Annotated in this window: 24 protein-coding genes and 1 pseudogene; 19 read left to right on the top strand and 6 right to left on the bottom strand. The window is 70.0% G+C overall.

All coding sequences use genetic code 11. The features are described from left to right. Positions 1-28 precede the first annotated feature (28 nt). On the bottom strand, positions 29-757 hold the full coding sequence (locus tag PV679_RS01890; protein WP_319678395.1) for an MBL fold metallo-hydrolase: 729 nt from the start codon (positions 755-757) through the stop codon (positions 29-31). 157 nt (positions 758-914) lie between these two features. Between PV679_RS01890 and hrcA the strand changes: the two genes are divergently transcribed. The 14 genes from hrcA to era all read left to right on the top strand — a co-directional run bounded on the left by hrcA (position 915) and on the right by era (position 13,617). Next, the gene (gene hrcA, locus PV679_RS01895) at positions 915-1,931 is read left to right on the top strand and encodes a heat-inducible transcriptional repressor HrcA (RefSeq protein WP_319678396.1); all 1,017 of its coding nucleotides are present in this window, start codon (positions 915-917) and stop codon (positions 1,929-1,931) included. Then, positions 1,932-3,068 (top strand): molecular chaperone DnaJ, encoded by a 1,137-nt coding sequence (gene dnaJ / locus PV679_RS01900; protein ID WP_319678397.1) that lies wholly within the window; start codon positions 1,932-1,934, stop codon positions 3,066-3,068. It begins immediately after the preceding gene. A 144-nt stretch (positions 3,069-3,212) separates the two neighbouring features. Further along, positions 3,213-4,286, top strand: coding sequence for a nitronate monooxygenase (locus PV679_RS01905; RefSeq protein ID WP_319678398.1), 1,074 nt, complete (start codon positions 3,213-3,215; stop codon positions 4,284-4,286). After that, positions 4,283-5,020, top strand: a complete 738-nt coding sequence (locus tag PV679_RS01910) for a 16S rRNA (uracil(1498)-N(3))-methyltransferase (RefSeq protein ID WP_319678399.1) — start codon at positions 4,283-4,285, stop codon at positions 5,018-5,020. The genes PV679_RS01905 and PV679_RS01910 overlap by 4 nt, the downstream gene beginning before the upstream one ends. Before the next feature lie 162 nt (positions 5,021-5,182). Beyond that, positions 5,183-5,542: a histidine triad nucleotide-binding protein gene (locus PV679_RS01915; RefSeq protein ID WP_319678400.1), complete on the top strand. Its 360-nt coding sequence runs from the start codon at positions 5,183-5,185 to the stop codon at positions 5,540-5,542. Between the two features lie 5 nt (positions 5,543-5,547). After that, positions 5,548-6,468, top strand: coding sequence for a ribonuclease Z (locus tag PV679_RS01920; RefSeq protein ID WP_319678401.1), 921 nt, complete (start codon positions 5,548-5,550; stop codon positions 6,466-6,468). 306 nt (positions 6,469-6,774) lie between these two features. After that, complete coding sequence (locus tag PV679_RS01925) at positions 6,775-7,887, top strand: carbohydrate kinase family protein (RefSeq protein ID WP_319678402.1); 1,113 nt, start codon at positions 6,775-6,777, stop codon at positions 7,885-7,887. 172 nt (positions 7,888-8,059) lie between these two features. After that, positions 8,060-9,085 (top strand): PhoH family protein, encoded by a 1,026-nt coding sequence (locus tag PV679_RS01930; protein ID WP_319678403.1) that lies wholly within the window; start codon positions 8,060-8,062, stop codon positions 9,083-9,085. A gap of 21 nt (positions 9,086-9,106) precedes the next feature. After that, positions 9,107-9,604, top strand: a complete 498-nt coding sequence (gene ybeY, locus PV679_RS01935) for an rRNA maturation RNase YbeY (RefSeq protein ID WP_319678404.1) — start codon at positions 9,107-9,109, stop codon at positions 9,602-9,604. Beyond that, positions 9,601-10,890 (top strand): hemolysin family protein, encoded by a 1,290-nt coding sequence (locus tag PV679_RS01940; RefSeq protein ID WP_319678405.1) that lies wholly within the window; start codon positions 9,601-9,603, stop codon positions 10,888-10,890. The genes ybeY and PV679_RS01940 overlap by 4 nt, the downstream gene beginning before the upstream one ends. Beyond that, entirely contained in the window at positions 10,887-11,246 is a 360-nt protein-coding gene (locus PV679_RS01945; protein ID WP_319678406.1) for an MmcQ/YjbR family DNA-binding protein, read from the top strand. The genes PV679_RS01940 and PV679_RS01945 overlap by 4 nt, the downstream gene beginning before the upstream one ends. Before the next feature lie 173 nt (positions 11,247-11,419). Continuing rightward, the gene (locus PV679_RS01950) at positions 11,420-12,178 is read left to right on the top strand and encodes a GntR family transcriptional regulator (RefSeq protein ID WP_319678407.1); all 759 of its coding nucleotides are present in this window, start codon (positions 11,420-11,422) and stop codon (positions 12,176-12,178) included. Positions 12,179-12,253: 75 nt separating this feature from the next. Beyond that, the gene (locus PV679_RS01955) at positions 12,254-12,607 is read left to right on the top strand and encodes a cytidine deaminase (RefSeq protein WP_319678408.1); all 354 of its coding nucleotides are present in this window, start codon (positions 12,254-12,256) and stop codon (positions 12,605-12,607) included. Between the two features lie 50 nt (positions 12,608-12,657). Next, complete coding sequence (gene era / locus PV679_RS01960) at positions 12,658-13,617, top strand: GTPase Era (protein WP_416069629.1); 960 nt, start codon at positions 12,658-12,660, stop codon at positions 13,615-13,617. Between the two features lie 112 nt (positions 13,618-13,729). Here the strand turns inward: era and PV679_RS01965 are convergent, their stop codons facing one another. Both PV679_RS01965 and PV679_RS01970 read right to left on the bottom strand, forming a co-directional pair. Further along, positions 13,730-13,996: a protealysin inhibitor emfourin gene (locus PV679_RS01965; RefSeq protein WP_319678410.1), complete on the bottom strand. Its 267-nt coding sequence runs from the start codon at positions 13,994-13,996 to the stop codon at positions 13,730-13,732. 50 nt (positions 13,997-14,046) lie between these two features. Continuing rightward, a complete protein-coding gene (locus PV679_RS01970; protein ID WP_319678411.1) occupies positions 14,047-15,111 on the bottom strand; it encodes a M4 family metallopeptidase in 1,065 nt (354 codons plus the stop codon). Positions 15,112-15,429: 318 nt separating this feature from the next. Between PV679_RS01970 and leuA the strand changes: the two genes are divergently transcribed. Both leuA and PV679_RS01980 read left to right on the top strand, forming a co-directional pair. Further along, on the top strand, positions 15,430-17,190 hold the full coding sequence (gene leuA, locus PV679_RS01975; protein WP_319678412.1) for a 2-isopropylmalate synthase: 1,761 nt from the start codon (positions 15,430-15,432) through the stop codon (positions 17,188-17,190). A 154-nt stretch (positions 17,191-17,344) separates the two neighbouring features. Next, positions 17,345-18,040, top strand: coding sequence for a TerB family tellurite resistance protein (locus PV679_RS01980; RefSeq protein ID WP_319678413.1), 696 nt, complete (start codon positions 17,345-17,347; stop codon positions 18,038-18,040). Positions 18,041-18,273: 233 nt separating this feature from the next. Here the strand turns inward: PV679_RS01980 and PV679_RS01985 are convergent, their stop codons facing one another. Continuing rightward, positions 18,274-19,161 (bottom strand): SDR family oxidoreductase, encoded by an 888-nt coding sequence (locus tag PV679_RS01985; RefSeq protein ID WP_319678414.1) that lies wholly within the window; start codon positions 19,159-19,161, stop codon positions 18,274-18,276. 140 nt (positions 19,162-19,301) lie between these two features. Between PV679_RS01985 and PV679_RS01990 the strand changes: the two genes are divergently transcribed. Continuing rightward, a complete protein-coding gene (locus PV679_RS01990) occupies positions 19,302-20,189 on the top strand; it encodes a LysR family transcriptional regulator (protein ID WP_319678415.1) in 888 nt (295 codons plus the stop codon). Positions 20,190-20,332: 143 nt separating this feature from the next. Here PV679_RS01990 and PV679_RS01995 read toward each other — a convergent pair. Then, positions 20,333-20,531: pseudogene (locus tag PV679_RS01995) on the bottom strand (glycoside hydrolase family 15 protein); the annotation flags it as partial. Positions 20,532-20,667: 136 nt separating this feature from the next. On the opposite strand from PV679_RS01995, the gene recO reads away from it, so the two are divergent. Then, positions 20,668-21,417 carry a DNA repair protein RecO gene (gene recO, locus PV679_RS02000; protein WP_319678416.1) on the top strand — a complete coding sequence of 250 codons (750 nt, stop codon included), beginning with the start codon at positions 20,668-20,670 and terminating at the stop codon, positions 21,415-21,417. A 13-nt stretch (positions 21,418-21,430) separates the two neighbouring features. Beyond that, entirely contained in the window at positions 21,431-22,303 is an 873-nt protein-coding gene (locus tag PV679_RS02005; RefSeq protein WP_319678417.1) for an isoprenyl transferase, read from the top strand. Positions 22,304-22,426: 123 nt separating this feature from the next. On the opposite strand, the gene PV679_RS02010 is transcribed toward PV679_RS02005, so the two are convergent. After that, the gene (locus tag PV679_RS02010; RefSeq protein WP_319678418.1) at positions 22,427-22,867 is read right to left on the bottom strand and encodes a Fur family transcriptional regulator; all 441 of its coding nucleotides are present in this window, start codon (positions 22,865-22,867) and stop codon (positions 22,427-22,429) included. Positions 22,868-22,909: the final 42 nt, after the last annotated feature.

Here is a 22,909-nt window from a genome sequence, read left to right on the forward strand (position 1 = left end):
GCGTCCGCCGGGGATCACGGGACAGCTCTTACCGGGGAGACGCGCCGAAACGTACGGCGAGGGCGTCACGCTGCGCCCGTACGAACGCCGCGTCGACCACGGCCCCGTGGCCCGGCACATAGACGGCGTCCGCTCCGCCCAGCGCCAGCAGCCGGTCCAGGGCGGCCGGCCAGCGGGCGGTGATCGCGTCGGGACCGGCCTGCGGTTCGCCCGACTCCTCCACCAGATCGCCGCAGAAGACCACATCCGGCGAGCCGGGCACGAGCATGGCGAGGTCATGAGCCGTGTGCCCGGGGCCGACGTTCGCCAGCAGCACCCGGCGACCGCCCAGATCCAGCGCCACCTCGCCGGACACCGCGTGCCGCGGCAGTACCAGCAGCTCCACCGCCTCCGCGGCCTCCGGCGCCGCCACTCCTTCACGTACGGCGTCCTCGTACAGCCCCGGGCCCTGCCGCGCCAGCAGCTCGGCCGCGCCGACGGCGCCGTACACCTCCGCGCCGGCGAACGCCGCGGTGCCCAGCACATGGTCGAAGTGCGGATGGCTCAGTGCGATATGCGTCACTCGCCGGCCGCCGAGCAGCGCGCTCGTCTGGTCGCGGAGTTCACCGCCCTCGCGCACGGTGGATCCCGTGTCGTACAACAGGACCGCGTGGTCACCGGCCACCAGGCCGACCGTCGCGTCCCAGCCGGGCAGCCGGCGTCTGCCGACCGCCGCCGCCAGCCCTTCCCAGCCGCGCTCTTCCCAAGCCACGTTCATACGAGGACGCTAGCGGCAGCGGACGACGTGAGCGCGAGATGGCGTGGCCGCCCTTGCTAGGGGTGTACCCAACGGCCGTACACTGAGGCGGGGGAACTGGCACTCCCGTGGACCGAGTGCCAAGCCCCATCCGACGGACGAGCTGGAGGTGTGCGCGATGCTCAGCGAACGCAGACTCGAAGTCCTGCGCGCCATCGTCCAGGACTATGTCGGCACGGAGGAGCCCGTCGGCTCCAAGGCACTGACCGAGCGGCACAAGCTCGGTGTCTCGCCGGCCACCGTCCGCAACGACATGGCGGTGCTGGAGGACGAGGGTTTCATCGCCCAGCCGCACACCAGCGCCGGGCGCATCCCGACCGACAAGGGTTACCGGCTCTTCGTGGACCGGCTGGCGGGGGTCAAGCCCATGTCCTCGCCCGAGCGCCGTGCCATCCAGAACTTCCTCGACAAGGCCGTCGACCTCGACGATGTCGTGGGCCGTACGGTACGGCTGCTGGCGCAGCTCACCCGGCAGGTCGCCGTCGTCCAGTATCCGTCGCTGACCCGCTCGACGGTGCGCCATGTGGAGTTGCTGTCGCTCGCTCCGGCCCGGCTGATGCTGGTGCTGATCACGGACACCGGCCGGGTCGAGCAGCGCATGATCGACTGTCCCGCGCCCTTCGGTGAGACCTCGCTCGCGGATCTCCGGGCCCGGCTCAACAGCCGGATCGTCGGACGGCGCTTCGCGGACGTCCCTCAGCTTGTGCAGGATCTTCCCGAGTCGTTCGAGCAGGAGGACCGCGGGACGGTGTCCACGGTCCTCGCGACGCTGCTCGAAACCCTGGTCGAGGAGACCGAGGAGCGGCTGGTGATCGGCGGCACCGCCAATCTCACCCGCTTCGGACACGATTTTCCGCTGTCCATCCGGCCGGTGCTGGAAGCGCTGGAGGAGCATGTGGTGCTTCTCAAGCTGCTGGGCGAGGCGGAGCACCCGGGCATGACCGTACGAATCGGGCACGAGAACGCCCATGAGGGCCTCAACTCCACGTCCGTCGTCGCGGTCGGCTACGGTTCGGGCGACGAGGCAGTCGCCAAACTCGGCGTGGTCGGACCGACCCGCATGGACTACCCCGGAACGATGGGAGCGGTACGCGCAGTGGCACGTTACGTCGGACAGATCCTGGCGGAGTCGTAAGTGGCCACGGACTACTACGCCGTACTCGGCGTGCGCCGCGACGCATCTCAGGACGAGATCAAGAAGGCATTCCGGCGGCTCGCCCGTGAGCTGCACCCGGATGTCAATCCCGATCCCAAGACGCAGGAGCGCTTCAAGGAGATCAACGCCGCCTACGAGGTGTTGTCGGACCCGCAGAAGAAGCAGGTCTACGACCTCGGCGGGGATCCGCTCTCGGCGAGCGGCGGCGGTGGCGCGGGCGGTTTCGGAGCCGGTGGCTTCGGCAACTTCTCGGACATCATGGACGCGTTCTTCGGTACGGCGTCGCAGCGCGGCCCGCGGTCGCGGACGCGGCGCGGGCAGGACGCCATGATCCGGCTGGAGATCGACCTCAACGAGTCGGCCTTCGGCACGACCAAGGACATCCAGGTCGACACGGCCGTCGTCTGTACGACGTGTTCGGGCGAGGGCGCGGCCCCGGGCACCTCGGCGCAGACCTGTGACATGTGCCGCGGCCGCGGTGAGGTGTCGCAGGTCACCAGGTCCTTCCTGGGCCAGGTCATGACCTCCCGGCCGTGCCCGCAGTGCCAGGGCTTCGGCACCGTGGTGCCGACGCCGTGCCCGGAGTGCGCGGGCGACGGGCGCATCCGGTCCCGCCGTACGCTCACGGTCAAGATCCCGGCCGGTGTCGACAACGGCACGCGCATCCAGCTCGCCGGCGAGGGCGAGGTCGGGCCCGGCGGCGGTCCCGCCGGTGATCTCTATGTCGAGATCCACGAGCTGCCGCACGCGGTGTTCCAGCGGCGCGGCGACGATCTGCACTGCACGGTGACCATTCCCATGACGGCGGCGTCGCTGGGCACGAAGTGTCCGCTGGAGACGCTGGACGGCGTCGAGGAGATCGACGTACGGCCGGGCACGCAGTCCGGCCAGTCGATCCCGCTGCACGGACGCGGCATCACGCATCTGCGCGGCGGCGGCCGTGGCGACCTGATCGTGCATGTCGAGGTGACGACCCCGTCGAAGCTGGACCCGGAGCAGGAGCGGCTGCTGCGGGAGCTGGCGAAGCTGCGCGGCGAGGAACGGCCCACCGGCCAGTTCCAGCCGGGACAGCAGGGGCTGTTCTCGCGGTTGAAGGACGCCTTCAACGGACGGTAGGCACAGGCGCGACGGAGGCCCGGGGACTGACCCCGGGCCTTCGGCGTGTTCCGCCGGTTGGCTTGTTCTCGCGCCGCTCCTGTGGCGCGGGCCGGGCCCTGAGCCGATTCGTGGCCGCCGCGAGGGGCATGGCACGATGCCTCCATGTCCTCCGCACTGACCGATCTCTGCCGGTATCCGATCGTGCAGGCCCCCATGGCGGGCGGCGCTTCCTGCCCACAGCTCGCCGCGGCCGTCTCCGAGGCCGGCGGTCTCGGCTTCCTCGCCGCCGGATACAAAACCGCGGACGGCATGTACGAAGAGGTCAAACAGCTTCGCGGTCTCACCGGCCAGCCCTTCGGCATCAATCTCTTCATGCCGCAGAGCCAGTACGCGGACCAGGCGGCCGTGGAGGTCTACCGGAACCAGCTCGCCGGCGAGACGACCTGGTACGAGACTCCGCTCGGCGACCCTCAGGCCGGCTCGGACGACGGCTACGAGGCCAAGCTGGCGATCCTGCTCGACGACCCCGTGCCCGTCGTCTCGTTCACCTTCGGCTGCCCGACCCGCGAGATCCTCGACGCCTTCGCACGGGCCGGGACCTTCACCGTGGTCACGGTGACGACTCCCGAAGAGGCGCAGACCGCGCAGTGGTCGGGCGCCGACGCCGTCTCCGTCCAGGGCATCGAGGCCGGCGGCCATCAAGGGACCCACCGCGACGATCCGGCCACCGACGGCGCGGGCATAGGACTGCTCTCGCTGGTGTCCCAGGTGCGGGAGACCGTACAGCTCCCGGTCATCGCGGCCGGCGGCCTGATGCGCGGCGGCCAGATCGCCGCGGTCCTCGCGGCGGGCGCGGACGCGGCGCAGCTCGGGACGGCGTTCCTGGTGTGCCCGGAGTCCGGTGCCAACGTGGTCCACAAGCAGGCCATGACCAATCCGCTGTTCGTCAGGACCGAGCTGACCCGGGCCTTCTCCGGACGGCCCGCGCGCGGGCTCGTCAACCGCTTCATGCGCGAACACGGTCCGTACGCTCCGTCCGCCTATCCCGAGGTCCATCACCTCACCGCCGGGCTGCGCAAGGCCGCGGCGAAGGTGGGCGACGCCCAGGGCATGGCGCTGTGGGCGGGACAGGGCCACCGCATGGCCCGTGAGCTGCCGGCCGGCCAGCTCGTCGAGCTGCTCGCCGCCGAGCTCGAAGCCACCAGGTCGTCGCTGATCCAGGGCAACGACTCGTGACCGCTCCTGTCTTCGTCGTCGAAGGCGGCACGCTCCGGCCGGGCTCGGTCACGCTGGACGGTCCGGAGGGCCGGCACGCCGTCTCCGTACGGCGGCTGCGCGTCGGCGAGGAGATCGTGCTGACGGACGGCGCGGGCACCGGCGCGTACGGCACGGTCGCCGCGGTCGAGGGCAAGGACCGGCTGTACATCGACGTCACCGATGTACGGACGGAGGCGGAGCCGTCGCCGCGGATCACCGTCGTCCAGGCTCTTCCCAAGGGCGACCGCGGTGAGTTGGCCGTCGAGACGATGACCGAGACCGGTGTCGACGCCATCGCGCCCTGGCAGGCCGCGCGCTGTGTCACGCAGTGGAGAGGCGAGCGCGGCGCCAAGTCCCTCGCCAAATGGCGGTCCACGGCCCGGGAGGCGGGCAAGCAGTCCCGCAGGCTCCGCTTCCCAGAGGTCATGGACGCGCTGTCGTCCAGGCAGGTGGCCGCGCTGCTCGCGGACGCGGACTTCGCGGCCGTACTGCACGAGGAGGGCAGCGAGCCGCTGGCCACCGCGCCGCTGCCCGCCGAGGGCCGGATCGTGCTGGTCGTCGGACCCGAAGGAGGCGTGTCCCCGGAGGAGTTGGCGGCTTTCGCGGAGGCCGGCGCGAAGCCGTACCGGCTGGGCCGCAGCGTCCTGCGGACCTCCACCGCGGGCACGGCGGCCACGGCTCTCCTGCTCGGCCGCACGGGCCGCTGGTCCTGATCGCCCGGCCGCGCCACGGCCGATAGCATGCGCTGTACCGATCGGCGGCGTCGTCAGCGAATCAGCCGGCCGGTCAGCCAGTCAGTCAGTGAATGAGTCACTCAGTCAGCATCGTCAGCAGCGACCGGCGGCATGTCCGCCGGATTCGAGGAGGCCCGGACCATGGCGGGAGAACCACAGGCCGACTGCCTGTTCTGCAAGATCGTCGCGGGGGACGTGCCGGCCACCGTCGTCCGGGAGTCGGCGACCACCGTCGCCTTCCGGGACATAAACCCACAGGCTCCGACCCATGTTCTGGTCATTCCGCGCGTGCACTATCCGGACGCCGGGACCCTCGCCGTCGCCGAGCCGGCGATCGCCGCCGATGTGCTGACCGAGGCGGCCGCGGTCGCCGCCCAGGACAAGACCGACGCCAGCGGCTACCGGATCGTGTTCAACACAGGTGCCGGCGCCGGACAGACGGTCTTTCACGCGCACGCCCATGTGCTCGGCGGCCGCGGCCTCAACTGGCCTCCCGGATAACGGCGTTGTCCGTACGCGAACTGGTGGTGCTCGGCACGGCCAGCCAGGTGCCCACCCGTCACCGCAACCACAACGGCTATCTGCTGCGATGGGACGGCGAGGGTTTTCTCTTCGACCCGGGCGAGGGCACTCAGCGGCAGATGCTGCGCGCGGGAGTGGCCGCGCACGACATCAACCGCATCTGTGTCACGCACTTCCACGGTGACCACTCGCTCGGTCTGGCCGGAGTGATCCAGCGCGTCAACCTCGACCAGGTGCCGCACCGGATCACCGCCCACTATCCGGCGAGCGGCCGGCACTTCTTCGAGCGGCTGCGGTACGCGACCGCCTACCGCGAGACCGTCGAGCTGGCCGAGGAGCCGGTCACGCGAGACGGGATCCTCGCCAGGACTCCCGCGTACATCCTGGACACACATCTGCTCTCGCATCCCGTCGAGGCGTACGGCTACCGCCTCACCGAGCCCGACGGACGCCGGATGATCCCGGCACGGCTGGCCGCGCACGGCATCAAGGGTCCGGACGTCGGACGGCTCCAGCGCGAGGGAACACTCAACGGCGTCACTCTCGACGACGTCAGTGAGGAGCGCCGGGGCCAGCGCTTCGCGTTCGTCATGGACACCAGGCTCTGCGACGGCGTGTACGCGCTGGCCGAGGGCTGCGACATGCTGGTCATCGAGTCGACCTTCCTCGACGAGGACATCCGGCTGGCGACCGACCACGGCCATCTCACCGCGGGCCAGGCGGCGCGGGTGGCACGGGAGGCGGGCGTACGGCATCTCGTACTGACCCACTTCTCGCAGCGGTACGGCGATCCCGGCGAGTTCGAGCGGCAGGCCCGAGCGGCGGGCTTCGAGGGCGAACTGACCGTCGCCGCCGATCTGACGCGCGTGTCCCTGCCCAAGCGGGACAGCCCTCAGGCCCCTTAGGCCCTGTCTGACACATCCCGCCTGGCCTGCGACGCCTGGCACGCACGCTCACCGCGTTGTCGGAGTCATCCGAGTACGTCCAGTACACGGATGATCCTCCGCCTTGGGACCGCACGCACCAGACGTCGCGGGCCCCGCCCTCCGGGCGGACGGCGCTATGTGTCAGACCCGGCCTAGGCCGCGGCCCAGGGCCTGGATCCGGCGCGGCGGCCGCTGACACGGAAGCGTCGGAGACCGCCTTCGTCCGGCCCCGGCGCGGCGGATCGGGCACACTGTCCGGATCCGCACGCGACCGGGGAGCCCGCCGTGATCACATCCAACGGAGACCCGCAGGAACACACCGCCCATGTCGATCCGCTCGGCGCACTGCGCGTCCCGGACGACCCGGAGTGTGATGTCTATCTCACGGGCACGGTCTTCCTCGACATCATCTTCACCGGCCTGGACACCGCGCCCGTGCGCGGCACGGAGTCCTGGGCCCGGGGAATGGGCTCCAGCCCCGGCGGCATCGCCAATATGGCGAGCGCGCTGGCCCGTCTCGGACTGCACACCTCGCTCGCCGCGGCCTTCGGCGACGACCATTACGGCGAGTACTGCTGGGACGCGCTGGAACAGGGCGAGGGCATCGACCTCTCCCGCTCACGTACCGTCCCCGGCTGGCACTCGCCGGTCACCGTCTCCATGGCCTACGAAGGCGAGCGGACCATGGTCTCGCACGGCCATGAGGCCCCGCCTCCCGAAGGCGCCGTGCCCGAGTGCCCGCCTCGGGCGCGCGCCGCCGTCGCCGCGCTGACGCCCGGCCGCCGCGAGGAGTGGATCGCCGGCGCCGCCCGCGCCGGAGCGCGGATCTTCGCGGATGTCGGCTGGGACGAGACCGGCCGCTGGGACCTGGCGGGACTGGCCGATCTGGAGTACTGCGAGGCATTCCTGCCCAACGCCGAGGAGGCGATGCGCTACACCCGCACCGACTGCCCGCGGACCGCCGCACGCGTCCTCGCGGAGCGGGTGCCGGTCGCCGTCGTCACGCTGGGCGCGGAGGGCGCGTACGCCGTGGACGGTGCCAACGGCGCCACCGCCGAGGTCCCGGCCATCGCCGTGGAGGCCCTGGATCCGACCGGCGCGGGCGATGTCTTCGTCGCCGGATTCGTCACCGGTACGCTCGCCGGCTGGCCGCTCGCGGACCGGCTGGCCTTCGCCGGGCTGACCGCCGCGCTCTCGGTGCAGGAATTCGGCGGTTCGCTCTCCGCGCCCGGCTGGGCGGAGGTCGCGGCCTGGTGGCAGTACGTCCAGGGATCACCGGAACAGGACCCGGCGGCGCTGCGGCGCTACGCCTTCCTGGAGAAGCTGCTGCCCGCGCCGACCAGACCGTGGCCGCTGCGCAGGGCCGTACCGACGATCGGCTTCGGCCGCTCGGCCTGACCGGTGCTCTCCGGCACCGTCACCGGGCCGTCCGGCCACGGAGAGTTCCCAGGAATGGCACCGGAAAAGCCCTAGGGCCTGCCGAGCGCGGAGTCGTACGCTGGTACCTCAGAGGTTGTCGAGCAGCGAGAACCCTGCAACGGGAGGTATGTGCAGGCCACAGAGCCGGCCCATGACTCAGACACCTACAGCCCAGAGCCCCGCGCAGGGGCAGGCACGTGCCCGGTTCACCGTCCCCGCCAATCACCCGATGGTGACAGTCCTGGGCTCCGGGGATTCCCTGCTGCGTGTGATCGAGAAGGCGTTCCCGGCCGCTGACATCCATGTCCGGGGAAACGAGATCAGTGCGAGTGGCAGCGCGGCGGATGTCGCGCTCGTCCAGCGCCTGTTCGACGAGATGATGCTGGTGCTCCGCACCGGTCAGCCGATGACGGAGGACGCAGTGGAACGTTCGATCGCCATGCTCAGGGCGAGCGAGAACGGCGGCGCGGACGGTCCCGAGACGCCCGCCGAAGTGCTCACCCAGAACATCCTGTCCAGCCGCGGCCGGACGATCCGACCCAAGACCCTCAACCAGAAGCGCTATGTCGACGCGATCGACAAGCACACGATCGTCTTCGGTATCGGTCCCGCCGGTACCGGCAAGACCTATCTCGCGATGGCGAAGGCGGTCCAGGCCCTGCTGTCCAAGCAGGTCAACCGGATCATCCTGACCAGACCGGCCGTCGAGGCGGGTGAGCGGCTCGGCTTCCTGCCCGGCACGCTCTACGAGAAGATCGACCCGTATCTGCGGCCGCTCTACGACGCGCTGCACGACATGCTCGACCCCGACTCGATCCCTCGCCTGATGGCGGCGGGCACGATAGAGGTCGCGCCGCTGGCGTACATGCGTGGCCGGACGCTCAACGACGCTTTCATCATTCTCGACGAGGCACAGAACACCAGCCCTGAGCAGATGAAGATGTTCCTGACGAGGCTCGGCTTCGAATCGAAGATCGTCATCACCGGAGACATCACCCAGGTCGACCTTCCCGGCGGCACGAAGAGCGGTCTGCGTCAGGTCCAGGACATCCTGGAGGGCCTCGACGATGTGCACTTCTCCCGGCTCACGTCCCAGGATGTCGTACGGCACAAGCTCGTCGGCCGTATTGTCGACGCGTACGAAAAGTACGACAGCCGCAACGGGCTGGGACATTAACCGAAAGAGCCACAGCGCACCATGTCGATCGACGTCAACAACGAGTCAGGCACCGAGGTCGACGAGCAGGCGATCCTCGGTGTCGCCCGCTACGCGCTCGCCCGGATGCGCATCCACCCGCTCTCCGAGCTCTCGGTGATCGTCGTGGACGCCGCCGCCATGGAACAGCTCCACATGCAGTGGATGGACCTGCCGGGTCCGACGGATGTCATGTCCTTCCCGATGGACGAGCTGCGCCCGCCGGTCAAGGACGACGAGGAGCCGCCGCAGGGGCTCCTCGGTGACATCGTGCTCTGTCCCGAGGTCGCGCTGAAGCAGGGCGAGGAAGCCCCGACGCGGCACACCATGGACGAGGAGCTCCAGCTCCTCACCGTCCACGGTGTGCTGCACCTGCTCGGCTACGACCACGAGGTGCCGGACGAGAAGGCCGAGATGTTCGGCCTCCAGGCGGCGATCATCGACGGCTGGCGGGCCGAGCAGGGGCTCACGGGCCCGTCTCCCGCGCCGACAGTCTCGTGACCGCGCAACTGATCGTCGGAGCCGTCGCGCTGGTCGTCGTGGCGTGGCTGGCGGCCTCCGCCGAGGCGGGCCTCGCCCGGGTCTCCAGCTTCCGGGCGGCCGAGGCCGTCCGCTCGGGCCGCCGGGGCGCGGCCAAGCTGGCGCAGATCGCCTCGGACCCGACGCGCTATCTGAATGTGGCCCTGCTGGTGCGGGTCGCCTGCGAGATGGCGGCCGGCGTGCTGGTCACCTATGTCTGTCTGAACGAGTTCGCGGAGACCTGGGCGGCGCTGGTCGTCGCGATCGGTGTGATGGTCCTGGTCTCCTATGTCGCGGTGGGTGTGTCACCGCGCACCATCGGCCGCCAGCACCCGCTGAACACGGCGACGGCCTCGGCGTATGTCCTGCTGCCGCTCGCCCGCGTCATGGGCCCGATCCCGCAGCTCCTGATCCTCCTCGGCAATGCCCTCACGCCGGGCAAGGGCTTCCGCAAGGGACCGTTCGCCAGCGAGGCCGAACTGCGCGCGATGGTCGACCTCGCCGAGCAGGAGTCCCTCATCGAGGACGACGAGCGCCGGATGGTGCACTCCGTCTTCGAGCTGGGCGACACGCTCGTACGTGAGGTCATGGTCCCGCGCACCGACCTGGTCTGCATCGAGCGCTACAAGACGATCCGCCAGGCGCTGACCCTGGCGCTGCGCTCCGGCTTCTCCCGTATCCCGGTCACCGGTGAGAACGAGGACGACATGGTCGGCATCGTCTATCTCAAGGACCTGGTCAGGAAGACGCACATCAACCGAGACTCGGAGGCCGATCCGGTCTCCACGGCGATGCGTCCCGCCGCCTTTGTGCCCGACACGAAGAACGCCGGTGACCTGCTGCGCGAGATGCAGCAGGACCGCAACCATGTCGCGGTCGTCATCGACGAGTACGGCGGCACCGCCGGCATCGTCACGATCGAGGACATCCTGGAGGAGATCGTCGGCGAGATCACCGACGAGTACGACAGTGAGCTGCCGCCGGTCGAGGAGATCGGCGACGGCTCCTACCGGGTCACGGCCCGGCTGGACATCGGCGATCTCGGTGAGCTGTTCGGGCTCGACGAATACGACGACGAGGACGTGGAGACGGTCGGCGGACTGCTGGCGAAGGCGCTGGGCAGGGTCCCGATCGCGGGCGCCAGCGCCCGGGTCGAGCTGCCGGACGGCCGCATACTCCGGCTGACGGCCGAGTCTCCGGCCGGCCGTCGCAACAAGATCGTCACGGTGCTCGCGGAGCCGGTGCGCGAGGAGGCCCCGGCTCAGTGACACCGGGGGAGATCCGGGCCTGCTGCCTCGGGCAGAACGGGGCCTTCGAGGACACACCTTTCCCGCGCTATCCGGAGCTCACGGTCTTCAAGGTGGCCGGAAAGATCTTCGCGTTGAGTGCGCTGGAGGAGCGCCCGCTGAAGGTGGCCCTCAAATGCGATCCGGAGGAGGCGATCCGGCTCCGCGAGGCGCATCCGGGGATCGTTCCCGGCTGGCATCTCAACAAGCGCCACTGGAACACGGTCACGGTCGGCGGACTGCCGGACCGGATGGTGCGGGAGCTGATCGAGGACTCGTACGACCTGGTGGTGGCGGGCCTGCCAAAGGCACAGCGCCTCCGGCTCGACCGGCCCTGAGCCGCTCTGTCGGCCCGGCCTTTCATGGGTCTACCCGCGCGTCGCGTTCTCCGGGTTCAGATCAACGATCGTGAATTCGTGCACACCGCAAGGGAGCGCGGTCCACAGCACGCCGTCCGTATCGCGGTCGTACGGTCGCTAGGGTCGCCAGAGAAGAGGGAGGAGCTTCATCCATGGCGACCGAGGACAGTGGCCGTCCGCCGAAATACCAGCGCATCGCCGACACGCTCCGCGAGGCCATTCAATCGGGCGAGTACGGTCCGGGTGCGCGGCTGCCGGGCGAGAACGACCTCATGGCTGCCCACGGCGTGGCCCGGATGACCGCACGGCAGGCGCTGGGAGTGCTGCAGAACGAGGGAATCGCCGAGTCCCGCAAAGGCGCCGGTGTGTTCGTCCGGTCGTTTCGCCCGCTGAGGCGCCACGGTGTCGAGCGGCTTTCGCGCGAGCGATGGGGCGCCGGTCGCTCGATCTGGTCGGCGGACATCGAGGATCGGACCCTCGTCGTGGATCAGGTCAGCGTGACCGAGGAGGCCGCGCCGGAACGGATCGCGCGTGTCCTCGGCATCGCGCCGGGCGACGCCGTGTGCGTACGGAATCGGCGATTCGTCCTCGACGGAAAGCCGGTTCTGCTGGCCGCCAGCTTCCTTCCGGCGGACCTCGTGGCGGGTTCGGCCATCAGCCGGGAGGACACCGGTCCCGGTGGAACCTATGCCCGTCTCGGAGAACTGGGCTTCAGACCCGTGCACTTCAGGGAAGAGATCCGCTCACGCATGCCGTCCCAGGACGAAGCGCGGCGACTGAGCCTCGCCACGGGCACGCCCGTCATGCTCGTCTGCCGCACGGCGTTCGCTGCCGAGGGCCGTCCGGTGGAGGTCAACGAGATGACGCTCGACTCCGCGTCATACGTTCTCGAATACGACTTTGACGCATAGGCCACCTCCGCGCGGCGCGTCCACCAGTCGTGACCCGTCGCCGGGAGCGCTCCGTGCGCTGCCTATGCTCGGCACATGACACAGAGCACCGACCTCGGCGCCGAGGACCGCAAGATCATCACTCTGGCCCGCAGCGCCCGCGCCCGTAACGGCGTGGCCGAGGGCGCGGCGGTACGGGACGAGACCGGACGTACCTATGTCGCGGGCACCGTGGAACTGGACTCCCTCAAGCTCAGCGCGCTGCGGACGGCGGTCGCGATGGCCGTGGCCAGTGGCGCGACCTCGCTGGAGGCGGCGGCCGTCGTCACCACCGCCGAGGCCGCCGCTGCCGAGGACCGCGCGGCCGTGTGTGATCTGGGCGGTCCCGCCACACCGGTCCTGGTGGCAGGCCCCGACGGTGTGCTGCGGACGACCGTGACGGCCGGCTGACGACGACCACGGCGGCAATCTGGTCGGCGGCGCGTAAACGATCGGGGAGAATGGGCGCCATGAGCGCTCGTACCCCCTCTCCCGAGACAGCCGGAGCCCCGCACCGGGCCGGCTTCGCCTGCTTCGTCGGCCGTCCCAACGCCGGCAAGTCCACCCTCACGAACGCTCTGGTCGGTCAGAAGGTGGCCATCACCTCGAACCGGCCGCAGACCACGCGTCACACCGTCCGTGGCATCGTGCACCGGCCCGAGGCGCAGCTCATCCTGGTCGACACTCCTGGCCTCCACAAGCCGCGCACTCTGCTCGGTGAGCGCCTCAACGACGTGGTGCGCACGACATGGGCCGAGGTCGACGTGATCGGCTTCTGTCTGCCCGCCGACCAGAAGCTCGGCCCCGGTGACCGGTTCATCGCCAAGGAACTGGCCGCCATCAAGAAGACGCCGAAGGTCGCCGTCGTCACCAAGACGGACCTCGTCGACTCCAAGACGCTCGCCGAGCAGCTCATCGCGATCGACCAGCTCGGCCGCGAACTCGGCCTGGAATGGGCGGAGATCGTGCCGGTCTCGGCGGTCGGCGATCAGCAGATCGGACTGCTGGCGGACCTGCTGGTGCCGCTGCTCCCGGAGAGCCCGCCGCTCTACCCGGAAGGCGATCTGACCGACGAGCCCGAGCAGGTCATGGTGGCCGAGCTGATCCGCGAGGCCGCGCTGGAAGGCGTACGGGACGAACTGCCGCACTCGATCGCGGTCGTCGTCGAGGAAATGCTGCCGCGCGAGGACCGCCCGGCCGACAAGCCGCTGCTCGACATCCACGCCAATGTCTATATCGAGCGGCCCAGCCAGAAGGGCATCATCATCGGCCCCAAGGGCAAGCGGCTCAAGGAGGTCGGGACGAAGTCCCGCAAGCACATCGAGGCGTTGCTGGGCACGCCGGTCTTCCTCGACCTGCATGTGAAGGTCGCCAAGGACTGGCAGCGCGACCCCAAGCAGCTCCGCAAGCTCGGCTTCTGACCACGGCCGCAGCGCCAAGCTCGGCTTCTGACCACGGCCGCAGCGCCGCCGGGCCGCGCGTCAGCCGGCCTCTCGGCCGGGCACCTCTCCTTCAGGCGCCTTCTTTGAGGATTCAGGCGCCTTCTTTGAGGACCCGCGAGACCAGCGCCCGCTGCGCCTCCGACAGCCGTGGGTCCGCGCAGTGGACCGTACGGCCGTCGATCGTGATCGCATAGCTGAAGCCGTCGGGCACGCCGGAGGCCGGAGCCTCCCGGCCGTCCGCGAGTGCCCGCTCGGCCAGCTCCTGCCACGCCTGGGGATCGGGCAGGGCCGAGGTGTCGACCTCGGCCCTGCGCTCGATCCCCGCGAAACCGCCCGTACGCCGTACCTGGATACGCATGGTTCCTGTCTAGTGCGTCGGGGACGACGGCGGTAGCCGCCGCCCGGGCCTCATGCGGTGGGAACGCCGACCTGGGACCACGCCTTCAGCACGGCCTCGTGTTCGGCGCCGTCGCCGTAACGCGCTCGCGCCGCCGCGACGGTCAGCCGGGCGAAGTCCGCGAATTTCGCGTCGGCCCGCAGCTCGCCGCCGGTCAGCACGTCGAACCAGATCTGGCCCGCCCGCTCCCAGGCCTTTCCGCCGACGCGCTCGGCGAACAGATAGAAGGCGTGGTTGGGGATGCCGGAGTTGATGTGGACGCCGCCGTTGTCCCGTCCCGTACGGACGAAGTCGTCCATCGTGGCCGGCTGCGGGTCCTTGCCGAGGACATCGTCGTCGTACGCCGTGCCCGGCGCCTTCATGGAGCGCAGGGCCACACCGGTGACCCGGGGAGCGAGCAGGCCCGCGCCGATCAGCCAGTCCGCCTGCTCGGCCGTCTGGTCCAGGGTGTACTGCTTGACCAGCGAGCCGAAGACGTCCGACACCGATTCGTTCAGCGCGCCCGGCTGGCCGAAGTAGCTGAGGTTGGCGGTGTACTGCGTGAGGCCGTGGGCCAGCTCATGGCCGATCACATCGACAGGCAGCGTGAAGTCGAGGAAGATCTCGCCGTCGCCGTCTCCGAAGACCATCTGGTCGCCGTCCCAGAAGGCGTTCCCGTACTGCTTGTCGTAGTGCACGCTGGCGGTCAGCGCGAGCCCCGCGCCGTCGAGCGAATTGCGTCCGTACGCCTTCAGCAGCAGCTCCAGGGTGGCGCCGAGTCCGCCGTACGCGCGATTGACGGTGGCATCCGCACCGGGCTCGTCGCCCTCGCCGCGGACCTTCTTGCCCGGCAGGACGGTGCGGTGCTCGCAGTCGTAGATGCTCCGCCGAGGGCTCTCCGGTGCCTTGGCACCGGCCGGATCACGGGCCGTACGGACTCCTCCCGTCACCGACAGATGGCGGTGCGTCCGCCGCGCGGCGTCCGCCTCCAGGGTGCGGCGGGCCGGCGCGGAGAGCGCGGGGTCGTCGGCCTGCGCGAGCTTGTCGAGGACATGAGGCGGGACGATGGCGCAGAAAACGGAGTGGGTGGCGTTCATGCGAGCAATGTGGCACTCCGTCAGTGCTCTGTCACTCAATGCGACCATCTTTGCTGAGATGGAGTGACCTGCCGCACTTCGTTGGGGTGATCCGTCGGTATTCGCTCTTGACCTCGCTGATCCCGCATGCTGATACGGATACTCCGTGGACGGCGCCGCTCCGCTAGTCTCGACACATCATGCGTTTCGGGCTGCTTCTCCTTAGCTGCCGCGGCGAGGGCCTGTAGTCGTAGGCCGACCCCCTCCCCGCGGAGTCTGGCGTTGCGGTGATCACGCCCCGTCGGCCGTCCCCAATGGACACACGAGGAGCCCTGCGCAATGTCTGCACCTTCTGTCGGTCGCCCCACGCCCATCACCAACGCGACCCACACCCAGAAGCCGTCCCGGATGCCGATCCACAAGTACGGCCGCTACGAGGCCGTGGACATCCCGGACCGCACCTGGCCCGACAACCGGATCACCACCGCCCCGCGCTGGCTCTCCACCGATCTGCGTGACGGCAACCAGGCGCTGATCGATCCCATGTCACCGGCGCGCAAGCGCGAGATGTTCGACCTGCTGGTACGTCTGGGCTACAAGGAGATCGAGGTCGGCTTCCCGTCCTCCGGCGAGACCGACTTCGCGTTTGTGCGATCGATCATCGAAGAGGGCGCGATCCCCGAGGACGTGACGATCTCCGTCCTGACCCAGGCGCGCGAGGAACTGATCGAGCGCACCGTCGAGTCGCTGCGCGGCGCCCACCGCGCGACCGTCCATCTCTACAACGCCACCGCTCCCACCTTCCGGCGAGTCGTCTTCCGCGGCACGAAGGAACAGGTCAAGCAGATCGCCGTGGACGGTACGCGGCTGGTGATGGAGTACGCGGAGAAGATCCTCGGCCCCGAGACCGTCTTCGGCTACCAGTACAGCCCGGAGATCTTCACCGACACCGAGCTGGACTTCGCGCTGGAGGTCTGCGAAGCCGTCATGGACGTGTGGGGGCCCGAGGCCGGCCGCGAGATCATTCTCAACCTGCCCGCCACGGTGGAGCGTTCGACGCCGTCCACGCACGCGGACCGCTTCGAGTGGATGTCGCGGAACCTGTCCCGCCGTGAGTACGTCTGTCTGTCCGTGCACCCGCACAACGACCGCGGCACCGCCGTCGCCGCCGCCGAACTGGCGCTGATGGCCGGTGCGGACCGTATCGAGGGCTGTCTGTTCGGCCAGGGCGAGCGCACCGGCAACGTCGACCTGGTGACGCTGGGCATGAACCTCTTCTCGCAGGGCGTCGACCCGCAGATCGACTTCTCGGCGATCGACGAGATCCGCCGTACCAGCGAGTACTGCAATCAGATGGAGATCCACCCGCGCCATCCGTACGCGGGCGATCTGGTCTACACATCCTTCTCCGGCTCCCACCAGGACGCCATCAAGAAGGGCTTCGACGCGATGGCGGCCGACGCCGAGGCGCGCGGCAAGACGGTCGAGGAGATCGAGTGGGCCGTGCCGTATCTGCCGATCGACCCCAAGGACGTGGGCCGTTCGTACGAGGCGGTCATCCGGGTCAACTCGCAGTCCGGCAAGGGCGGTGTCGCGTACGTCCTCAAGAACGGTCACAAGCTGGACCTGCCGCGCCGGATGCAGATCGAGTTCTCCCGGATCATCCAGGCCAAGACCGACGCCGAGGGCGGCGAGGTCACGCCCGGCCAGATCTGGTCGGTCTTCCAGGACGAGTACCTGCCCAATCCCGACAATTCCTGGGGCCGCATCCAGCTCCGCTCCGGCCAGACCACGACCGACACGGACGGGCGCGACACCCTGACCGTGCAGGCCGTCGTGGACGGCGCGGAGACGGTGCTGACGGGCACCGGCAACGGCCCGATTTCGGCCTTCTTCGAGGCGCTGGCGGCGGTCGGCGTGGACGCCCGGCTGCTGGACTACCAGGAGCACACCATGAGCGAGGGCGCGAGCGCGCAGGCGGCCTCGTACATCGAGTGCGCCATCGACGGAAAGGTGCTGTGGGGCATCGGAATCGACGCGAACACGACTCGGGCCTCACTCAAGGCGGTTATCTCCGCTGTGAACCGCGCAACGCGCTGACCTGAGCTTTTACGAACCCCGTCCACCGGACACGGTGGGCGGGGTTCAGCCATGTCATGGCGATCTCACGCCGGGGTGCTGACGCCACCTCAAAGATGTGGCTAACATCACGTCAACGCGGCAATGTTGCCGGAGCGTTACGGAGGTGCGCGACGTGCTGCCAGTTCATAGACCAAGCGGCCGAAATCTGCGCATCTGCGGCATTCGCACGTCCTGGAACACCGTCGGAGACGGAGAGTTCTTCTGTCCCGACTGCGGCGGCGACCGCAACTACCGGCGTCGTACGGGCCGTCGTCGCTTCACCGTCCTCGGTGTCCCCGTTCTCTCCCGCGGACCCGCCGGGCCGATCGTCGAATGCACCGCCTGCCACGCCCACTTCGGCACGGACATCCTCGACCATCCCACCACCGTCCGCTTCTCCGCGATGCTGCGGGACGCCGTCCACACCGTCGTGCTCGCCGTGCTCGTGGCCGGCGGCACCTCCTCCCGTACGGTCAGGCACACCGCCGTGCTCGCCGCCCGCGCGGCCGGTTTCGAGGACTGCACGGAGGACAGGCTGACGGGCCTGGTCGAGGCGCTCGTCGCCGACACCGGCCGGTTCGTCGTCGACCCGGGTCCCTGTGGCGCGGCGCTCGCCATCGAGCTGCACGAGGCCCTGGAGCCGCTGGCCTCTCATCTCGCCTCGGCGGGACGGGAGTCGATCCTGCTGCAGGGCGCCAGAATCGCTCTGGCCGACGCACCCTACAGCCCGGCGGAGCGCGAGGTGCTGAGCATTGTCGGCGGCGCGCTCCAACTGTGCGCGGACGACACCGCGAGGCTGCTGCTGGCCGCCTCGGGCACGCCCTCCTGAGCGTCTGAGCGTCTGAGCGTCTGGGCGCGCTGGGCGCGGTCCAGGGCCGGCGGGCCCGCGCCGAGTTCGGCGAGAAGGTGACGTTCGACCTGGCGAGGGCTGTAGCCGAGGCGGGCGGCGAGGCCGGGCATGCCCGCCGGCATCGGCCACGCGGGTGGCCGATGCCGGCGGGAATCCGATACGAAGGCCGGCTGACCTGGTGGGCCGGTCCGGCCGAGCCGGTCCCCGGTGGGTCAGGCGAAGTAGTGGTCCTGGTCGAGGTCGGCCAGCAGGCCGGGCTCCTGGGGGTGCCAGTCGTAGCGCTCCCGGGTCGCGGTGCTCGACGTCGGGTTGTCGTTGCGGGCGAACCGCAGGATCCACCCGAAGTGGGCGGCCGCCTCCTCCTCGCCGAGAGAGACCACCGGCACGCCGAGGCGGCGGCCGACAACCTCGGCGACGGCCCGCAGCGGTACGCCCTCCTCGGCGGCCGCGTGCAGGACGGCACCGGCGTCGGCCGACTCCAGGGCCTTGCGGTAGAGCCGGGCGGCGTCGAGGCGGTGCACGGCCGGCCAGCGGTTGGCGCCGTCGCCCGGGTGGGCGGAGACGCCCTTGTCCCGGGCGAGGCCGATCAGGTTCGGGACGAAGCCGTGGTCGCCGGCGCCGTGCACGGACGCCGAGAGCCGGATCGCGGAGACCCGTACGCCACGGTCGGCCAGGGCCAGCGCGGCCCGCTCCGCCTCGCCCCGGTGCGCGCCGGGCGCCGCCGGGTCCGGGCCGTCGGTCTCGGTGCCGAGGCGGCCGGGGGTGAGCACACCGGTGGCGGAGCTGATGACGAGGGGGCGGCCGGAGCCTTCGAGGGCGTCGCCGAACGCCGCGAGCGCGGCGAGCTCGGTGCGCAGGGCGCCGGGCATGTCGTCGTGGTTGAAGCCGGTGTGGATCACGCCGTCCGTGACTCCCGCCGCGGCCCGCAGCCCGTCGACGTCGTTCAGATCGCCCCGGTACGCCTCCACCCCCACCTCCTTCAGGGCCGCCTCGGCCGCGTCCGAGCGGGCCAGGCCGAGCACCTGGTGCCCGGCGCCGAGCAGCTCGCGGACGACCGCGCTGCCGATGAACCCGGTGGCGCCGGTGACGAATACACGCATGACTGTTTACCTCACGGAGAGTTTCTGCTGGGACGACCCCAGCCTGCGTCCCGCACCGGCCGCCGGTCCAAGACCTGTTTGGCACCGGGTGATGCTCCATCGGTCATGGCCGCAGCTCATGGCGGGAGTAGGGTCGAGGGGTGACCGATTCCCGCGTACCGCCGGCGGACCTGGAGCTGCGCCTGGTGCGCTACTTCACGGTGGTCGCCGACGAGCTGCACTTCGGCCGGGCCGCCGACGTGCTGCGGCTGGCGCAGCCGTCGCTGAGCCGGCAGATCCGGCGCCTGGAACAGCAGCTCGGTGCCCGGCTGCTGGACCGTACTCCGCGCGGGACGCGGCTGACCGAGGCCGGCGAGATCTTTCTGCCGCAGGCCAGGGAGCTGCTGCGGACCGCCGCACGGGCCACGGCGAGCGCCCGGTCCGCAGCGGGCCACGGTCCGTTCACCGTGGGTTACACCACGAATCTCATCGTCACCCCGGCCGTGCGCGAGCTGCGCCACGGGTATCCGGAGGCCGATGTGCGCGCCGCGCACCTGAGCTGGAGCGAGCCGCGGGACGCGCTGCTCGACCACCGGGTGGACGTGGTCGCGGCGCGGCTGGTGTTCGCCGGGGACGGGCTGGAGATCACCCCGCTCTACGAGGAGCCGCGCGTCCTGCTGGTCCCGCTCGGCCACCGGCTGGCCGGGAAGGAGTCGGTCACCCTCGACGACATCGCCGACGAGACGCTGCCCCGGTTCGCGGGCATCGACGGGGGCGGGGCCAATCCGCCGGGCCACACCCGGCTGGGTGCGCTGGTGGAGACGCTGGAGGACAAGCTGGAGCTGGTCGCGGGCGATGACGTGGTGTCGCTGGCGCCGGCCGGGTTCGCGGCCAATCTGCGGCCGGACATCGTGAGCGTTCCGGTCTCGGACGCGCTGCCGGTGCGGGTCGTGCTGGCCACCAGATCCGGCGAACGGCACCCGCTGCTCGCCGCGTTCCGCAGGGCGGCGGCGACGCATCTGGTCCCGCCGGCTGAACGGGCGGGCTGAGGGCGGCAGTCGCGGAGGGAGCGGGCGTCGGCTGTCAGTCGTCGTCCCCGGGTGCCTCGGGCGTCTCAGGCGTCTGGACCGCCTCGGGAGGTGTCGTGAAGGCCAGGTCGGGCGTGCGGCGCGGGCCCGGTCCGGTGTCCGCCCAGGAAGCCGCACAGGTTGAACGTGCCCTCGCTGCCGCGCAGTCCGTCCGGAGACGCCATGGGTCGTACCGGTGGACCAGGCTGTCACTGACGAGTTCCCGGTCCATCGCGTCCAGGGCGGAGATCCGGTCCGGGTCGTGCGGGCAGAGGAAGCCGACCCGGGCATCAGCAGCGGCGACGCGTCCAGTACGGCCGTCCCGACAGCCCTGCGCGTCACAGGCTGCCCCGTGGAGACATACACGCGGACGAGTCGGTCTCCGCCTTCGTGATCTCCGGCCGTCGCGAACAGGGACGGCACTGCGAGGGGCACGCGGGCATGCGGGAGAATGGAGTCCATGAGTCTGTTCCGGGACGACGGCGTTGTGCTGCGCACCCAGAAGCTCGGTGAGGCCGACCGCATCATCACGCTTCTGACCCGCGGCCACGGTCGTGTCCGCGCCGTCGCCCGGGGAGTGCGGCGGACGAAGTCCAAGTTCGGAGCGCGGCTGGAGCCGTTCTCCCATGTCGATGTGCAGTTCTTCGCGCGCGGCAGCGAACTCATCGGCCGCGGGCTGCCGCTCTGTACGCAGAGCGAGACCATCGCTCCGTACGGTGGTGGCATCGTCACGGACTATGCCCGTTACACGGCGGGCACCGCCATGCTGGAGACCGCGGAGCGTTTCACCGATCATGAGGGTGAGCCGGCCGTCCAGCAGTATCTGCTTCTCGTCGGCGGGCTGCGTACGCTCGCTCGTGGCGAGCACGCCCCGCATCTGATCCTGGACGCCTTCCTGCTGCGCTCCCTCGCCGTCAACGGCTACGCGCCGAGCTTCGACGACTGCGCGCGATGCGGACTGCACGGCCCGAACCGCTTCTTTTCCGTCGCGGCGGGCGGAGTCACCTGCGGAGACTGCCGGGTGCCCGGCAGCGTCGTACCCTCGGCGGAGGCCGTCGGACTCCTCAGCGCGCTGCTGACCGGTGACTGGGAGGCGGCCGACGCGTGCGAGGCACGGCACGTCAGAGAGGGCAGCGGGCTGGTGTCCGCCTATCTGCACTGGCATCTGGAGCGCGGCCTGCGCTCGCTCAGATACGTGGAAAAGAACTAGGAGACAAGAGCGCATGGCACGACGCGGAATCATGGGGCGGTCCCGCCGCGACTACAAGACACCGGAACCGCACCCGTCCGGTGCGCGCCCGCCGAAGATCCCCGGCGAGCTGGTGCCGAAGCATGTGGCTGTCGTCATGGACGGGAACGGCCGCTGGGCCAAGGAGCGCGGGCTGCCGCGCACGGAGGGCCACAAGGTCGGCGAGGGCGTCGTCCTCGATGTCCTCAAGGGCTGTCTGGAGATGGGCGTCAAGAACCTCTCTCTGTACGCCTTCTCGACCGAGAACTGGAAGCGCACGCCCGACGAGGTGCGCTTCCTGATGAACTTCAACCGCGATGTCATCCGTCGCCGCCGCGACGAGATGGACGAGCTGGGCATTCGGATCCGCTGGGTCGGCCGGATGCCCAAGATGTGGAAGTCCGTCGTCGAGGAACTCCAGGTCGCCCAGGAGCAGACGAAGGACAACGATGCCATGACGCTGTATTTCTGCGTCAACTACGGCGGTCGCGCCGAGATCGCGGACGCGGCGCGGGCGCTCGCGGCCGATGTGGCGTCCGGCAAGCTGGACCCGTCGAAGGTCAACGAGAAGACCTTCGCGAAGTATCTGTACTACCCGGACATGCCGGACGTGGACCTCTTCCTGCGTCCCAGTGGTGAGCAGCGCACGTCCAACTATCTGATCTGGCAGAGCAGTTACGCGGAGATGGTCTTCCAGGACGTGCTGTGGCCGGACTTCGACCGGCGGGATCTGTGGCGGGCCTGTCTGGAGTACGCGTCCCGGGACCGGCGCTTCGGCGGCGCGCTGCCGAACCAGGCGACCGGTGAGGACGGCGAGAACGAGGCCGAGTCCGGGCCGGCGTCCGCGTCCGCCGAGCGGCAGGGCTGACATGCGGCGGGTCCGGCGGTCGACGGGCACGGAGCCCTCAACCGCCGGACCCGACAGCGTCCGGACCTGCCCTGAAGACAGAAGCCCTGACCTGAAGACAGAAGCCCTGGCCTGAAACGGGGCCTAGTTTCTTCCGGCAGGCGCCGCGCACTCCGCGCAGGTACCGAAGATCTCCACCGTGTGCGCCACGCTCACATAGCCGTGCTGCGCCGCGATCGTCTCGGCCCACTGCTCCACCGCGGGCCCTTCGACCTCGACGGCCTTTCCGCAGATCCGGCACACGAGATGGTGATGATGGTCGCCGGTCGAGCAGCGCCGGTAGACCGACTCGCCGTCGGTGGTGCGCAGTACGTCGACCTCGCCGGCGTCGGCGAGGGACTGGAGCGTCCGGTAGACGGTGGTCAGACCGACGGAGTCACCGCGGTGCTTGAGCACGTCGTGGAGCTCCTGCGCGCTACGGAACTCGTCCACCTGGTCGAGCGCCGCCGCAACCGCCGCACGCTGCCGTGTGGATCGGCCGCGCACGGGGGCCGCGTCTGATTCACTGTTCGGCGCAGTCGTCACAGGTGCCTCCTTGCCTCTGCCCGTATCCGCCGGGCCTTGCCC

The sequence above is a fragment of the Streptomyces sp. AK02-01A genome (assembly GCF_033795305.1).
In the GTDB taxonomy this organism is placed as follows: Bacteria; Actinomycetota; Actinomycetes; order Streptomycetales; family Streptomycetaceae; genus Streptomyces.

Bases quoted from the DNA above. Each gene is read 5' to 3' on its own strand.
- PV679_RS01890 (WP_319678395.1), bottom strand. From the start codon at position 757: ATGAACGTGGCTTGGGAAGAGCGCGGCTGGGAAGGGCTGGCGGCGGCG.
- hrcA (WP_319678396.1), top strand. From the start codon at position 915: ATGCTCAGCGAACGCAGACTCGAAGTCCTGCGCGCCATCGTCCAGGAC.
- PV679_RS01905 (WP_319678398.1), top strand. From the start codon at position 3,213: ATGTCCTCCGCACTGACCGATCTCTGCCGGTATCCGATCGTGCAGGCC.
- PV679_RS01915 (WP_319678400.1), top strand. From the start codon at position 5,183: ATGGCGGGAGAACCACAGGCCGACTGCCTGTTCTGCAAGATCGTCGCG.
- PV679_RS01930 (WP_319678403.1), top strand. From the start codon at position 8,060: ATGACTCAGACACCTACAGCCCAGAGCCCCGCGCAGGGGCAGGCACGT.
- ybeY (WP_319678404.1), top strand. From the start codon at position 9,107: ATGTCGATCGACGTCAACAACGAGTCAGGCACCGAGGTCGACGAGCAG.
- PV679_RS01950 (WP_319678407.1), top strand. From the start codon at position 11,420: ATGGCGACCGAGGACAGTGGCCGTCCGCCGAAATACCAGCGCATCGCC.
- PV679_RS01955 (WP_319678408.1), top strand. From the start codon at position 12,254: ATGACACAGAGCACCGACCTCGGCGCCGAGGACCGCAAGATCATCACT.
- era (WP_416069629.1), top strand. From the start codon at position 12,658: ATGGGCGCCATGAGCGCTCGTACCCCCTCTCCCGAGACAGCCGGAGCC.
- PV679_RS01965 (WP_319678410.1), bottom strand. From the start codon at position 13,996: ATGCGTATCCAGGTACGGCGTACGGGCGGTTTCGCGGGGATCGAGCGC.
- PV679_RS01970 (WP_319678411.1), bottom strand. From the start codon at position 15,111: ATGAACGCCACCCACTCCGTTTTCTGCGCCATCGTCCCGCCTCATGTC.
- leuA (WP_319678412.1), top strand. From the start codon at position 15,430: ATGTCTGCACCTTCTGTCGGTCGCCCCACGCCCATCACCAACGCGACC.
- PV679_RS01985 (WP_319678414.1), bottom strand. From the start codon at position 19,161: ATGCGTGTATTCGTCACCGGCGCCACCGGGTTCATCGGCAGCGCGGTC.
- recO (WP_319678416.1), top strand. From the start codon at position 20,668: ATGAGTCTGTTCCGGGACGACGGCGTTGTGCTGCGCACCCAGAAGCTC.
- PV679_RS02005 (WP_319678417.1), top strand. From the start codon at position 21,431: ATGGCACGACGCGGAATCATGGGGCGGTCCCGCCGCGACTACAAGACA.